Here is a 15,299-nt window from a genome sequence, read left to right on the forward strand (position 1 = left end):
GCGGGCGGACTGTTAGCAATATTTATGGTAGTGATGCAGGTAATATGAAAATTGCGATCGCACAACTCAACCCTACTATTGGTGATATCTTTGGCAACTCCAACCTAATTCTAGAGGCTGCCAAAAAAGCGGAGGTTGAGGGCGCAAACTTATTGCTAACACCGGAACTTTCCCTGATCGGTTATCCGCCGCGCGATTTGTTGATCGATCCGAGTTTCATTGCAGCCGCAGGCGCACAGTTGCAGCAACTGGCGCAAGCTTTGCCGCCGGATTTGGCAGTCATAGTCGGCACTGCCGTACCTAATGCTAATGCTGTTCAACTCGGGGGCAAATCATTGTTTAACAGCGCTGTTTTATTGCAAAATGGTGCTGTTAAAAAAGTTTTTCATAAACGCTTGTTGCCTACTTATGATGTATTTGATGAAGATAGATATTTTGAACCGGGAGAAAACAGCAATTACTTTTCTATTGGCGAACTCAAAATCGGCGTGACAATTTGTGAAGATTTGTGGAACAATGAGGAGTTTTGGGGTAAACGCAGTTATGCGGGCGATCCTGTTTCCGATTTGGCAAAATTGGGCGTAGATTTAGTAGTGAATTTGTCGGCATCGCCTTATTGTGCCGGGAAGCGGAGAGTGCGATCGGCGATGTTGCAGCACAGCGTCATCCGCTGCGGGATACCGATTATTTACGCTAATCAAATAGGGGGAAATGACGACATTATTTTTGACGGCAGCAGTTTTTCTGTGAATCGCAAGGGTGATTTGATTCAGGTATTAGCTTCTTTTGAAACTGATTTTGCGGTGCTGGAATATGACGCAGCTAAACAAGATTTATTTCGCAGCGGCGGGAACGGGCAAGATGCCCGTTCCACAACTGATTTGAGTTTTCATCCGGCAGAAGGAGATGCAGAAATTTGGGCTGCTTTGGTTTTGGGAGTGCGAGATTATGTTCGCAAGTGCGGTTTTTCTAAGGTTGTACTCGGTTTGAGCGGCGGGATAGATTCGGCTTTGGTGGCGGCGATCGCCAGTTGCGCGATCGGGCCCGAAAACGTTCTAGGGGTGCTGATGCCTTCTCCTTACAGTTCGGATCATTCGATTAATGATGCTTTGGAATTAGCCCGAAATCTGGGCGTTGCGATCGAACTATTGCCGATCGGCGATTTGATGAAAACTTACGATCGCACTCTCGCCAATTTGTTTGTCAACACACCTTTCGGGATTGCTGAGGAAAATATTCAATCGCGGATTCGAGGCAATCTGTTGATGGCAATTTCTAATAAGTTCGGACATTTGCTGCTTTCGACTGGTAATAAGTCGGAAATGGCGGTGGGTTACTGCACTCTCTACGGCGATATGAATGGGGGATTGGCGGTGATTTCTGATGTCCCGAAAACCCGCGTTTATTCGCTTTGTCGGTGGCTGAATTATGGGAGTGAGAAGCTCAAAAATCATGCAGAGTTGGGAAAAGAAATTATTCCGGTTAATATTATTAGTAAAGCGCCTAGTGCTGAATTGAAACCAGGACAAATTGACCAAGATTCTTTGCCTGCTTACGATGTTTTAGATGACATCTTGCAGCGGTTGATTGAACATCACGAATCTGCCCAACAAATTATCGCTGCAGGACACGATGAAGCGGTGGTTAAACCTGTAGTAAAATTAGTGAGGCAAGCGGAGTTTAAACGGCGACAAGCAGCCCCGGGTTTGAAAATTAGCGATCGAGCTTTTGGTACCGGTTGGCGGATGCCGATCGCCAAAGTTTCCTCTTATTAAACGCAAAATGGTTAACATCGACGGTACTTTCGGCTTCGATTTTCTCCTGGGAACTCTCAGCAACGACACGATTAGAGGATTTGCGGGTAATGATACTGTTCAAGGTTTGGGGGGAAACGACCGAATTTTTGGCGATCGGGAAAATGACTTGCTAGCAGGAAATGAAGGCGCTGATACACTGTCTGGCGGTCAGGGAAGCGATACAATCTATGGAGGACAAGACTCCGATTGGATGTTTGGCGATCGGGGTAACGATTTGCTAACAGGCGGCGAAAGCGGGGATATCTTGACAGGAGGCGCGGGCGATGATTTATTTGTGATTGAAAGAACCGCCGTCGCATCTACTATTACAGAAGCTGATATAATTACAGATTTTGGCAACGGCAATGATAAAATTGTCTTGACAGAAGGCATGAAGTTTAGCGATTTGGATCTTTCTGTTTTCGACAACCAAACTGTTATGAAAGATAAAAACTCTGGTAATTATTTAGGAGTTGTTTCGGGAAATTCTAATCTGACGGAATCAAACTTTATATCGCTGTTTGGCGGAATAGATAGGGGTCAGCTTTTGCCAATTTCTGTTAACACGATCGTAGCCGATCGCGCGATCGGACTGGAAGTGGCGCAAACTCCCCAAGAACAAGCGACAGGTTTAATGTTCCGGACAGAATTACCCGATGACAGGGGAATGTTTTTCCCGATCGAACCCGCGCGAAACGTGCGTTTTTGGATGAAAAACGTGTTGATTGAACTCGATATGGTTTTTCTGCGGGAAGGCGTAGTGCAGGCGATAATTCCTAACGTACCGCCGTGTTTGAGCGAAACCTGCCCCAACTACGGCCCGGATGTTCCCGTTGACGGAGTTATTGAACTCAAAGGCGGAAGGGCGGCTCAATTGGGATTGAAAGTGGGCGATCGGATTCCCAATTTGCCCTAAAAGGTATATGATTTTATCGCAGCATTTAACTTTTTTGCATCCAATGAACCCTATTGAATTAAAAATAATCCCCAATCAAACTCAAGACGGTTTAGCTTACCAACATTTGCGCTTGCGGATTACAACTCAAGACGGTATTATCACACCCGATGATTTACAAGGTTTGAAACTTCCTCAAAATGTTCAATTCAGCCAAGGAATTGTCATTGAAGGTAGAGGAGCTATTTGGCTGTACGGGTATTTAGTGCACGAATGCCATCCTGCAGCTTGGGTTGGATGTTACGATCCGCGATTAGAAGGTGCGGTGGTAGTAGCGACGCACAAGCACGAGGTATCAGTTGGACAGGTATTAAAATTGAGTTTACCGAGTGATTAAATTAGATTGTGTTGGGTAAATTAACCGCAATATTTGTAGGGGCGGGTTTTACCAACAATCTTTGATTCACATATCCACAATATTTATCAATCCGCCCTGTCCCTATGTAATTTTTATTTGTAATAAATCCTGTGTTGCACGATTCTCAAGAACAGGCTTTCCGACCTGTTCCACAAAAATTCAATTTTCGGGTGGGGTGGGCATCCTGCGCGCCCTAAAAGGATTATTGAGAATGGTGCAAGATGTGAGTAATCACCTACTTAGTATCGCGCGATCGCCCAAAAAACCTTTAAGCTTAACTATAACAACACTTCGGAGACTTTCAGGGTTCCCGTATGGACGCGATTCCTAGTTTATACGAATTTTTGCGTCTAGTAACGAGAAATATACGAATAAACCCGTTTTCATCAGTCAGTATGCGTGCAGGACTAATACCCGCACTCGCCCACAAAGAAACATTTATAGGACTTGCGCAAGAGAGCAATTTTTACACTATTTGTGGAGGTAAGGTGCACGCTTCGCACCCTACAGATAGTGTCTGTGCCTAAGTCCTGATTTAATTTTAATTAAAATTTATCCTTTGACAGGCAAAACGATCGCAAACTCAGTGCCAATTCCTAGATCCGCATTCACCTCGATACTTCCGCCATGTTTTTCTACCGCAATTTGGTGGACAATTGCCAACCCCAATCCAGTTCCTTTGCCGACACCTTTCGTCGTGAACAAATGGTCGAATATCTGCTGTTTCACTTCCTCTTTCATCCCGGTGCCGTTATCAGCAATTTTAATTTTAATGTGCGCTTCGCCCATTACATCAGTGCAAATTGTGATGCGGTTGGGATTGGCGGCAATTTCAGTAAAACTGCGTCCTAAATTTGACTCTTCTAAGGCATCGATCGCATTGGCAAGCAGGTTCATGAAAACTTGATTTAATTGACCGGGAAAACATTCGATTTTAGGAAGATTGCCGTATTTAGTCATCACTTCAATCTGCGGACGGTATTCGTTTGCTTTGAGGCGGTGTTTTAAAATTAAAATAGCGCTATTAATGCCTTCGTGAATATTAAAAGGAACTTTGTAGTCTTTGTCGCCTCGGGAGAAGGTACGCAAACTGGTGCTGATGCTGCAAATGCGATCGCACCCGACTTGCATTGAATCAATCATCTTCGGTAAATCTTCCAAAAGATAATCGAGGTCTATCTCTTCGGCGTGGTCTGCCATTTCCGATTTCGGTGCAGCGGAGCGATACAATTTTAAGTGTTCTATCACATCTTCTAAACTCCTTTTAGCTTCATTTAAATTGCCAGAAATAAACCCAATCGGATTGTTAATTTCGTGGGCGACTCCGGCGACTAAATTGCCCAAAGCAGACATTTTTTCATTTTGAACGAGTTGCAGTTGCGCTTGCTGTAAATCTTTTAAAGTTTCTTCGAGCTGTTGGTTTTGCTCTTGCAAAAGTTCCGCTGCTCGCTTGCGCTCGGTGGCATCAACACCTAAACCAATAATCCCGATCGTCTCACCCTGGCAATTTTTTAGCTGCACTTTCGTGATTTCTAAGTAGTGTAGTTTGCCGTCAACAAATTTGAAAGTTTCGCTGGAGTAATGTGGCAAATCTTGAGCAAGGCAGGCGGCATCTGAAACCATACAGCCCGCTGCATCCTCCCCCATTAGATCTTTGTAATGATCGACAGCTAGGAAAGCGCTCACAGGCACGCCTATATGTTGAGAAAAGGTCTCGTTCAAAAACTGTACTTTACCGCTGAGATTAACCATCCAAATCCAAATCGGAGCAACATCAATAATCGCTTGGAGCATTTGTTTTTGATCGGCAAGCTGAGCTTCGGTTCGGGTGAATTTTGCTAGCGATCGCTCTAATTGTTGGTTGTCATCCTGATATTTTTTATACAGCAGAGCATTTTGCAAACAGATGGCTGCCTGGGAACACAGGAGATTGAGAAGTTGCAGGCGATCGCGGGTAAAAACTCCTGCGGTTAACCGATTTTCCAGATACAAAATGCCGACTAAGTTGCCTCGATCGAGAATCGGCCAACACAACGCGCTCTGCGGTTCGTATTTGAGGATGTAGGAGTCGGAATCCCAATCACATTTTTGAGCGATGTCCCGCACAATCACAGGTTTCAACAAGTTTTTAACGCAGTCAACAATTTTGAGGGGCAAGATCTCGCTGTTTTCATCGAGTGTTGCGGATGATAAGTCGATCGGGCGATCGACTCCATAATTGTCGATCGCGCTTGTAGCAGCGATTTCCCATTGATTGCCGTTTGGCAAAATCAGCACTGCTTTGTCCGATCCTGTATTTGTCATCGCCAGTTGCATCAGTTTGGCAATCAGTCGATCGAGCTGAATTTCTCTAGAGAGGGCTTGACAAGCTTTTAGCAGACTTGAAAAATTTCCAAAATCTGAGACGCTAGCCGAAACAGACGGATGAATGGATGGATGAAGCGATTGATTTTGCCCCGCAGGTATTGGAAAATTTGCTAATGGATTTGCAGAGAGTTTTGCGAGTTCTAAAATCGGTTTTAACAATTGAGGATAGCGTTTTTCTAAGTCGTCAACTTTGGCTTTATCTCCCCAGCGGACATAGCAATCATAGGCATCTATCATGTAAACTCGCGCAAATTTTTCTCTTTCCAATGACAGGTAAAACTTAGCAGCTAGTTCGCAGGCAAGAGCTTCTTCATTCAAATATTCGTTAGCTTTAGCTCCGGTAATAGCTCGATCGTACAGTTCCATTGCTTCTGCTGTCTGGCCCAAAACGCGGAGCAATTCTGCCTCAACCAGATCGAACTTGTGCTGGTAATTGAGCGGGGTATGGTGCGCGAATTCTTTGAGTTTTTTCTGACTAGCCCCAACGCGCTTAAGGATTTGTTGGCGCTCCGCCGGTGTGACATCTGCATAGATTGCCAAATCTGCCAGCGCATCATAAAACTCGTGCATCATTGTTACTAGCATTTAAACACAATTCTCAAGATAAGGTTTGCATCCATTTTTCCTGTCTCGCGGCTTCGGAGCGATCGAATATATCCCGAATCCGTCGCCTCTTTTTGCTCAATTTGATCCTCCTAAATCTGGTCGGTAACAGTCAAGATTAATTCCCATATTGGGAGGTTTCATATATTTGTAAATAACTGGGCTTCGTTCGAGTTCGTTGAGAATGTCTGTTCGCTTGAGGAATATTTCGAGCGATGCAATTAACGGTGACTGCTTTACTCGATCGTCTTCTCGGAATACCGCGCCGCCAAAAATTTCCGCGACAAAGACGTAACTGCGGGCGTAGGATTTTATACTGCGCGCAGCAATTGTGCCGGGAATATCGAGATTTTTGACCGTCGCCCGCCGGTTGCGAAACTGCAAGAGTTTGCTAAAGCCGGGTTGCCGGTCAAGATGGCGCGCGCCCCGATCGACAGCCCTTCCAGAATTGGTGTACGATTGCGCGATCTGGTTAGATCCAGGCATTAGCGCAGTCAAATCTACTACATCTACTGTTCCGTCCATATCGGCTGACCTCAACTCCGACATTAGCTTGACAAAACTTAATGTATCTATATTAGGGCATAAACACCATAATTTTTGAGCGTCAGATCTAAAATTCTAATTATCTGTTAATGAACAATATTTTATACATTGGCGAGCGGGGTTGGAGCCTTTTACTTACGTATAAGTTTCTGCTGCTAATCTCAAATGCGGTTAAATAAACGCGAAAGACCGTATAAACACGGAAGTATGGTTTCTCTAAAAATACAACCTGTAATTAATTGAATTTAATAGAGATCGATCGACCCAAATTTCCGCTACGATATGGAAAAATTTCTAGCTTAAAAATTTAAAATAAAATCTATACAAATAATAAAAAAATCGTCGCGAAATGAGTAGCACTTCAGTCCCGCCTAGAAAAAGACAAGACTGTTTTATTCTGCTCAAACCCGTCCTGCACTCTACTTCCGGGCTAATAGCCCTCGCAGGGGTTAAAACCGAAATCTAATAGAAATATGCCGTAACTGCATTCGTCTTCAGAGGAAGATACTTAGATTCCGACAGGGATTAAAACCCCTGTCGGAATCTAGTTTCCAGAGAAGGAAACAGCGTTATTTGAGATTAGTCGATCGCGTCTGCCACTCGTTGAGTTCTGTCAATATCCCGATTCACTTTCTAGGAAATATTGTCCGAGGCATCTTCAGCGTTCTATCTTGCATCTCGTGCTGCATCATTGATATTTTCTTGGCCGCCGCTGGTGTTATATCTCAGAGACTCAGTACCCTCTGCTGCTCTTTCTTTTGCTCCCTGGGTAGCTTCTTTAACAATATCTTTTGCTCCCTTCAAGCCTTCGCGAGTGTTTTCTTTAAGATTAGCAAAGCCTTGTTTGGTTTTGTCACCAAAGTTATCAGCTTTCTGCTGAGCCGTGCGAGCATCGTCCTTGACCTTTTCACCAACTTGGTTGAGTTTGTCAGGCGCGTCGTCCCCTACCCGTCGCACGTTTTCGCCTACATTGTTGCTAGATTTGGTATCGATGCGGTGCTGCGCTTGCTCTTTGAGAAGCTGAGCTTTTGCTTCTGTTGTTGTCATCTTGTCGTTTCTGGGATCGACATCGGGGTAGTCGTTCATGCCGCCTTTGTATTCGGAAGTTATAGCCCCTGAAGGCACTTCTTCTCTAATTTGGTCGGCAGTTTTTGCAGCCATCACATCAGTTTTTCCGGCCGTCACATCAGTTTTTCCGCTCGTCACATCAGGGCGGCTGCAAGCCGTGCTCACTAATACTAAAATGCCAGCCAGAAACACTGTTAAAATTTGTACAGCTCGAATTTTTTTCAGAAATGCAGTTAGTCTCTTCATAAAAATGCTCCTTTCTATTGTGATATGCTCAAAGGCCTGGTGGCTTTGTACATGGCTAGCATTACAAAATTAGCCACTTAAAGACTTTTTTAAGTATAGGAATAGAAACAGGAGCTTTTCATCTATCTCAAGTTACATTCCTCAAGTTATAGCAGAAGGAACAAGAAACAAGAAGGAACAAGGAAGCAATCGACCATTGTCAATCTGATACCAATTATTAAAAGTCGCAGTTCCCCGCGCCGGAGAAGGCATTGTGTCTATTTGTATCAACAATCGCCTGGAAACTTTGATAAATCTCGCTTTAACTCGAGGCAAGCTGCGCCTCGCATCCCCCTTAAGAAAGGCGACTGTGAGAGAGTGGACTGTTCTACCCTTAAGAATGGGGCGCTCGGGCGATCTGTGCCTAATCGTCAAACAGCATTCTGGCACTACATTTTGCCTTAAGTTGACAGGATGAAAGGCAATGCCATTCCATTTCCTTACTTGGCAGCGCGTTTGGTTGTCTGTGCGCGCACTACCTTGAGATGTTTGGCATTTTAAGCTCAAAAAAAACCTTCCGGTCAGGAACCAGAAGGTAGTGGATGTATGATCTCAAGTACAACAAGGTCTTTAATCGCAATTGTCGCCGCACATCTCGATCGCACACATCTGTCTAATGGCTGAAAGTATGTGCACAGTTGCTAAACATTTTGAATGGCTGTTTTTAAACTCTTGCAGAATTCGCCGATCGCCTCTAAACCCTGTTCTGGAGTCCCTTCAGCCAAGCGTTTGACAAAAGCACTGCCAACAATCGCAGCGTCTGCACCCCATTCTTTGACTTGGCGAGCGTGTTCGGGTTTCGATATACCAAACCCGACGCCGATGGGTTTGTCGGTGATGCTGCGGAGTTCTTGCAGCAACTCTTTTGCTCGTGTTTCTAAGCCTTCGCGCACTCCCGTAACCCCCGTCACGCTGACCAAGTAAATAAATCCTTGAGACTCCCGAGCGATCGCTTCTATGCGACTTTTGGGACTTGTCGGAGCAACTAATAATGTTAGTTCAATCCCTAATTTGTTGGCAGGTTGGATGAGACTGTCGGCTTCTTCTAAGGGCAAGTCTGGTACAACCAATCCCTGAACTCCGGCACTTTTGATTTGCTGCAAAAACGTTTCTATACCTCGGTACAAAATCGGGTTGTAGTATGTGAAGAGAATGATCGGCGATCGCAAATTAGGACTAACTTTCGCTACCATTTCCAGCACCGCATCTAAGGTCGTTCCCCGCTGTAGAGCCCTAGTAGCGGCGGCTTGAATCACTGGCCCGTCAGCTAGCGGGTCAGAATAGGGAACGCCAAGCTCGATCGCATCTGCACCGTTATCATCCAAAATTTGCAGTGCTTTAGCCGTTGTCTCCAAGTCTGGGTCGCCAGCAGTAATAAAAGGAATCAATGCACATTGATGGTTCTTGCGCAAGGTTTCAAAACAATTAGAAATAGTCATTAGTTATTAGTCATCAGTCATTGGTCATCAGTCATCATATGATGTCCGCTCGATCGACCGCAATCTAATTCGTTTGTAGTGAAGGCTTCAGCCCTCATAAAAGTCCGAGGACTTCAGTCCTCACTACAAACGTGATAACGGTTATTTTACCGGACGCGATATCAGCCATCAAATCAGTCCCCAGTCATTAGTGAGAGAGTTTATTACTAATGACTGAGTAGGCCATCGCAAAAAACAATCGTATCTTGTAGGGTGGGTTTGAGCCAGGAGCTATGATACAAAAGAGTTATCAAGTGCAAAACCCTCCATCCCCATCTAATGTTTATTTGTACCCAGCTACTTAATAACTAATGACTGAGGGCTAAGGACTATTGACTAATTATCTTTTTCCTGCTCTATTTCGGCTTGAAGTTTGGCTAATTCTTCAGGAGTGAGTTCATCGAGCCGCTTCTGCAAAACAGCTTCTTTGTACTCTTGCAGTTGCTGACTGTAGGTCATATTTTGAGTCAGTGCTCGAAATAAATAAGTCACCAGCCAGCCAATCAAGCCGGCGACCAAAAACAACTGACTCCAAATCCCTGCATTCATACTGTCGAGTCCGGCAAATTGCAGTAGCAAGTAGACAAACCCACCTGCTACAAAAAAGCCGAGACTGATTCCAATTACGTCAATACGTCGCATTTAGGCTTCTATCTGCCGCCGTTTGGGCCGAAAATTCAAAAAGGGAGCTAGGAGAAACATACCTGGGAAGAAGAAGAACATCAAGAAGTACATGAAGCCGCGCTCAAAAGAGGTAGCGACGTACCAGCGACTGTTTAGGTAAGCGTAGGTGGCTGCGGGTACTACCAGGAAGTAGGTTCCTGCCAAGACGGCGTAAAGCAGTAAGGTAATATACATAGATTTGCTTTAGGGGAATAATAACACGGGTAAGTCGGTTGACACGCTCCGCTAGCTGGTTAACTATTGTACCGCTTGGGGAGATTCAGCGCGACTTTTGGGAATTTTTTGATTAGGGGTTGCGTAAATTGGGGTTTTGGCTGTAGAATAAAAGGCTGTTGTTGTTAATGGCTCAAAACCACAGCAACTTGACCAAAGGGGGGCGTGGCGGAATGGTAGACGCTACGGACTTAAAATCCGTTGACCCGAAACGGTCGTGTGGGTTCAAGTCCCTCCGCCCCCATGAAATTCAATCATTTGTGATATCAATTCTGGTTGCACCGGAATGGTTGTTGACTGTTGAATGTTGATATCGTTTCCGGTTGCACGAGCGACATGATACCGAAAACGATATGATTCAACGGTTTCAGACTTATTGTCACCAATAGTTCTGTTTTTCGCTCAATTTTCGCGCTAATGGTTTTCTAGTATGTCCAAAAGCGCCTCTATATCTGCCAAGTTCGCCCCGGACTTTTTACGTCGGGCCTGCAATTGGTTGAGCAAGTCGTCTGGTTTTGGAAATTGGGCGACCGTGGGAACCGATTTTTTATTTTCATCCCGATCGCCCCGCGTGATATTAAGCAGCAACTGGCAAAGCAATCACAAATTCCGTGCCCTGTCCTATTTGAGAATTTACCTCAATTTTGCCTTGATGCTTGGCAACGATTTGACAGGAAATAGCCAATCCCAATCCAGTGCCTTTGCCGATCGACTTTGTAGTAAAAAATGGGTCAAATATCTGTTGGGCACTGGCGGACGCTATTCCGGGCCCGTTATCCCGAATCTTGACGGTGACAGTATTGTCTGCCGTAACTTCCGTGCTAATCCAAATGGTTGGCGAATACCCTTTGTCTCCCTTTTTCACCTCTTCCAAGGCATCTATTGCATTGCCGATCACGTTCATAAATACTTGATTGAGTTGGGCTGGATAGCACTCAAGCGCAGGCAACTTGCCGTATTGTTTAATAACTTGGATACCTTGTTTGAGCCGATGATTGAGAATTACGAGGGTGCTATCAATTCCTTCGTGAATGTCGGCTGATTTCATTTGGCCGTCGTCCGATCGCGAAAAGTTGCGCATGGATAGGACAATTTCGCGAATGCGATCGGCTCCCATTTTGATCGAAGAGAGGGTTTTTGGTAAATCTTCTCTGAGAAATTCGAGTTCAATGTCTTCGATGCGCTCTAGAATGGCATCTGGTGGGTTTGGATAGGATTGTTGATAGAGAGTTACCAAACTTGTCAAATCTTCGATGTATTTGTTGGCATAGTCAATGTTGCCGCCGATGAAGTTGACGGGATTTTTGATTTCGTGGGCTATCCCTGCAACCATTTGGCCGAGAGACGACATTTTTTCGGTCTGAATTAATTGGGATTGAGTTTGTTTGAGTTCTTTTGTATACTCGCTAACTCGCTGAATCAATTGATTGAAAGAGGCTGCTAAAACTCCGATTTCGTCTTGGGTTGTGACTGGTACTTGCAGGTTAAAATTCGATTCGCGAGCAACTTGCTGAGCTACATCAGTAACGGTTTCGAGGGGTTGGGCGATCGCGCGGCTGGTTTTGTCCGCCAGCGCAACGGCGATGAGTGCTGAAATTAGCATACTCCCGAGAATAATTCGGTTGCGCAAACCTTCAGCTTCTTCTAATGCTTTGGTTCCTTGCTGCTTGTGAATTTCTAAAGTAGAAATTAGCTTGGTTAAACTCTGAGCAAGGTTATCTAGTACGATCGCCTCTTGACCGCTGCTAGTCCTCAACATTTGTAGCTGTGCGGACTCGATGCTGTTGGGCGGCAAATTCCCAACTTCCGCTTCTTTTAACTGCAATTTAATTAGCTGACCGTAGTAATCAATGACGAGGGCAGATTTCTGCAAGAGAGCCTGCAATGCTGCCTCTTGTGTTGCTAGTCTCTTGGGACGTTCTCGTGCAAAAGATTCACTTTCTGAAATCAGGATTTTTGCCTGATTGATTTGCCCAAAAAACCGATCTTTTTCGTATTTCAGCGCCACAGTGTTTCCCAAAACGACTGGCAATCTCGCCGCGTGCGATCGGGCTTCAAATACGGTATTTTGCAAATTTTGCAGCAGTTGCTGCTGCTGTTGAGCAACATTTACCTGAACTAAAGCTTGCTTGCGAAAGTAGTCTCCCAATCTCAGTCCCGCACCAGTTCCCAAAATCGCTATGCTGATAGCTAAAGCATAGCCATAGCTAATTTTTTGACCTATCCGCAAATGGTTGCATTCTGACTTTAGCCCATTTATATTAATAGTTGAAGTTTGTAACAAATGTTTTTGAGCATAGTGCTTTTCTTGTACCTTGCTATTTTTGGACTTACTGTGGGTTAATAATAACATTGGAAGTTCCTCCCACACAAATCAGGAGTAATTGAGCGAAGAGAAGCAGAATGCACTTATGCGGAAGGTCGAAAGCAGTTTTGAGTGTTGAATTTTGAATTTTGAAATCTTTCACTCAAAACTCAACGCTTCCCCTAGTATCTCTGTTTTTAGACTAGAGTGTTTGTGATCTCTATCAACAATATATGTGATTATACGCAAATTTACAAAACTTATGATAACAGCGATTAGTATTTTTAGTCAGTTGGGACACAAAGCCCAACTACCGATTCTCGCCGTTTTTCTTTTTCTGCCAGTTCTATGTTCAATTCCAGCACTTTTGCTAAAATATTGTCCCTGGTGCGATTCGTTTAGTCAAGCGCGACCTGATACAGCGGCTTCCAGGTTTATGAAGTACAGTAGCATCACCTTGTAAACCAGTTTTTAAAGTGCTTAATATTAACCAAATAAGCGTGCCTACGCCAAGTAAAATGTCTACCTTCTTGCTAGTAGGGGGCGAAAAATCACGTAAAAAAGCTTTGAGTTGTGACCACCATAATTCGATCGGATAAAAGTCAGGAGAATAGGGTGATAAATTTAGGATACTGGCACCAGCCGCTTGACTTAATGGTTCAATCACCGCCAATTTATGGGCTGGTAGATTATCAATTAACTTCGACTGCACCATCCCATAAGTTTGGCACTCAGCAGTGTTCAACAAAAACTGCAAATGCCTGACTATCCATCGACCCGTTGAGCGTCATTAACCCTACTACTTTTTTTAAGCTGATTGCTCCAATAACTGTGACTTTGGCCCCCGATAAAATGCTTTTAAATCGTAGACTCTACTACCATATGTCGAACGTGCGTGGGTTCGTGTCAACCCCAATCAAACGCCCATTTCATCAAAAAAAGCCCGGTTTTCTTGGTCGATATTTTTCACTTTATCCCAAGAAGGAACACCTCAAAAGTTGCACTCGGTCGGTGGCAGATTGACTACTCCGGATTGTCTTTTTTTTCGCGTCATATTTTGTTTTTTTAATTCGATCCACATCATACGCTTAGCTGACCGATTGTTGGTAGCTCTCTAGCCAATATTCACAATATTCTGATAAGGTGCTATCCGGATATTTTTCCACCATCTGGATCAATTTAGTTGTGGACGAGTGTAACACACTTTTCAGGCTTCCCCCCGGTTTTTTGGGTTGAACGTGACCAGTCGTTTGTTTTTGTTTTAAGATTTTTTGCACAAACGCTTTACTGACATCAAAACGTTGGACTACTTTCCTGACTGATGTATCACCTTGTTCATAGGCTTTCACTATTTTTGTACGAAACTCGATCGAATAAGCTTTCATTTTTTTGGGCTTGTGTACTGAATCTCGTGTACCAAATATACATGGAATCTGCTGTAAATAAAGAACTTTTGCACCAACAGATTGAATTAAAGGTGCAATTTTTGATATCTTATGAGCCGGAAGATTGTCCATTACCACTACGGCTCCTGCCCCTAACTGAGGCAGTAAGCATTTTTCAATAAATACTTTAAATGCTGCTCCATTCATCGAACCATTTAGGGTCATTAGTGCCAGGGTAAACGCATCTAATTTTTAAATTCCCATATATAGCGCTTGAATATAGACAAAAACGCTACAGGTGGAAAAAACGTTCTCAATAAACAACAATAAAGCCTAGTTATTGTGCTAAAACCCCTCGTTATTGACAAGATGCGTTTACCCTGCTATTCGGGGGTCTTTCACGTTAGCAAAATGCTCTAAAAAACTGGCATTTAAAATATTCACGCTCAGGCAATGATTTTTTTTTGTGGGAAAGTTACACTTTTACTAAAACCTTTTGCTATTGATAGTATCCCTAAAATACAACAAATTACATGGAAAATTAGTCGGCTCTAACTGTAGCCTATTTTGGGTTCAAGTTAAGATGCGTTTACCCTGACCCCAACCTGAGTAATTCATTAAGTTATTTATTTTCCATTCCTTCCTATCGTAAGCGAATCGCCAAACTCAATCGGCTTATTTGGGGGGGCGAACGAAGCTAAAGATTTGTCTCTAATTTTTCATCCTCTTTAAGCCCCCAATAGAAAGTTTTTTGTTAAGGGTCCTACAGGGTCACTCAAAAGTCGGTTTAGTCCGAGCATACGAGTAGAGAAACAGGCCGAAGAGAATTGCAAAGATCAGGTCAATGACACCCGGGATTAGATAAAGTGGGTGAACATTGCCTATCAAAGTTTGATAAGCTAGCACAACGAAGACGGAACATTGGGCGTAAATTCCCAGTTTTACAATTTCGCGATTGCGCGAGATGTCCTGACTGACCCACCAATAGCCAATTCCGATAACAAATACTAACACGACAAACAGTTGTAAATACTCAGGATTGGTGAGGGGTTTCTCACCAAGCAACTCGCGAATCCATCGGTAGGCAAACAGCAAAGCCAGAGATTCGATCCAATTGATCGCAGCCTTGAGTTGAAATATGTACTTCCACGTCATTTGATTGTTCATAATTACACAAAGTCCGAGAATAATTTTTGATAAAAACGTTTCAGTTGATGGTTAGAAATGTCAAAATCTAGCTAAGTTTTGCTTAGCTA

Annotated in this window: 13 protein-coding genes and 1 tRNA gene; 4 read left to right on the plus strand and 10 right to left on the minus strand. The window is 43.9% G+C overall.

The features are described 5' to 3' along the window. Window positions 1-44: 44 nt before the first annotated feature. Genes QUA20_RS08520 through crn3 form a run of 3 tightly spaced genes read left to right on the plus strand, consistent with a single transcriptional unit; the run spans window position 45 to window position 3,088 of the window. Complete coding sequence (locus QUA20_RS08520) at window positions 45-1,775, plus strand: NAD+ synthase (RefSeq protein WP_333187629.1); 1,731 nt, start codon at window positions 45-47, stop codon at window positions 1,773-1,775. A 7-nt stretch (window positions 1,776-1,782) separates the two neighbouring features. Next, window positions 1,783-2,712 carry a DUF192 domain-containing protein gene (locus QUA20_RS08525; RefSeq protein WP_333187632.1) on the plus strand — a complete coding sequence of 310 codons (930 nt, stop codon included), beginning with the start codon at window positions 1,783-1,785 and terminating at the stop codon, window positions 2,710-2,712. 43 nt (window positions 2,713-2,755) lie between these two features. Continuing rightward, complete coding sequence (gene crn3, locus QUA20_RS08530; protein ID WP_172191597.1) at window positions 2,756-3,088, plus strand: CRISPR-associated ring nuclease Crn3/Csx3; 333 nt, start codon at window positions 2,756-2,758, stop codon at window positions 3,086-3,088. 573 nt (window positions 3,089-3,661) lie between these two features. Here the strand turns inward: crn3 and QUA20_RS08535 are convergent. From QUA20_RS08535 to ndhL, 6 genes are all read right to left on the minus strand, one after another. Next, window positions 3,662-6,061 (minus strand): ATP-binding protein, encoded by a 2,400-nt coding sequence (locus QUA20_RS08535; RefSeq protein ID WP_333187634.1) that lies wholly within the window; start codon window positions 6,059-6,061, stop codon window positions 3,662-3,664. Between the two features lie 96 nt (window positions 6,062-6,157). Beyond that, window positions 6,158-6,604, minus strand: coding sequence for a hypothetical protein (locus QUA20_RS08540; RefSeq protein WP_333187637.1), 447 nt, complete (start codon window positions 6,602-6,604; stop codon window positions 6,158-6,160). A gap of 687 nt (window positions 6,605-7,291) precedes the next feature. Next, window positions 7,292-7,939, minus strand: coding sequence for a DUF6658 family protein (locus QUA20_RS08545; RefSeq protein WP_333187640.1), 648 nt, complete (start codon window positions 7,937-7,939; stop codon window positions 7,292-7,294). A 680-nt stretch (window positions 7,940-8,619) separates the two neighbouring features. After that, the gene (gene trpA, locus QUA20_RS08550; protein ID WP_333187643.1) at window positions 8,620-9,417 is read right to left on the minus strand and encodes a tryptophan synthase subunit alpha; all 798 of its coding nucleotides are present in this window, start codon (window positions 9,415-9,417) and stop codon (window positions 8,620-8,622) included. A gap of 375 nt (window positions 9,418-9,792) precedes the next feature. Further along, window positions 9,793-10,098 carry a DUF3007 family protein gene (locus QUA20_RS08555; RefSeq protein WP_172191607.1) on the minus strand — a complete coding sequence of 102 codons (306 nt, stop codon included), beginning with the start codon at window positions 10,096-10,098 and terminating at the stop codon, window positions 9,793-9,795. Further along, window positions 10,099-10,314, minus strand: coding sequence for an NAD(P)H-quinone oxidoreductase subunit L (gene ndhL, locus QUA20_RS08560; protein WP_172191609.1), 216 nt, complete (start codon window positions 10,312-10,314; stop codon window positions 10,099-10,101). A gap of 198 nt (window positions 10,315-10,512) precedes the next feature. Between ndhL and QUA20_RS08565 the strand changes: the two genes are divergently transcribed. Continuing rightward, window positions 10,513-10,597: transfer RNA gene (locus QUA20_RS08565), tRNA-Leu, on the plus strand. Between the two features lie 333 nt (window positions 10,598-10,930). Here the strand turns inward: QUA20_RS08565 and QUA20_RS08570 are convergent. The 4 genes from QUA20_RS08570 to QUA20_RS08585 form a co-directional block, all read right to left on the minus strand. Continuing rightward, complete coding sequence (locus QUA20_RS08570; protein WP_333187649.1) at window positions 10,931-12,706, minus strand: ATP-binding protein; 1,776 nt, start codon at window positions 12,704-12,706, stop codon at window positions 10,931-10,933. A gap of 322 nt (window positions 12,707-13,028) precedes the next feature. Next, window positions 13,029-13,373 carry a transposase gene (locus tag QUA20_RS08575; RefSeq protein WP_333187652.1) on the minus strand — a complete coding sequence of 115 codons (345 nt, stop codon included), beginning with the start codon at window positions 13,371-13,373 and terminating at the stop codon, window positions 13,029-13,031. A gap of 373 nt (window positions 13,374-13,746) precedes the next feature. Further along, the gene (locus QUA20_RS08580) at window positions 13,747-14,268 is read right to left on the minus strand and encodes a hypothetical protein (RefSeq protein ID WP_333187655.1); all 522 of its coding nucleotides are present in this window, start codon (window positions 14,266-14,268) and stop codon (window positions 13,747-13,749) included. Between the two features lie 546 nt (window positions 14,269-14,814). Continuing rightward, window positions 14,815-15,210: a hypothetical protein gene (locus QUA20_RS08585; protein ID WP_333187658.1), complete on the minus strand. Its 396-nt coding sequence runs from the start codon at window positions 15,208-15,210 to the stop codon at window positions 14,815-14,817. Between the last annotated feature and the right edge of the window lie 89 nt (window positions 15,211-15,299).

The sequence above is a fragment of the Microcoleus sp. Pol7_A1 genome (genome assembly GCF_036701085.1).
Taxonomy (GTDB): Bacteria; Cyanobacteriota; Cyanobacteriia; order Cyanobacteriales; family Microcoleaceae; genus Microcoleus; species Microcoleus asticus.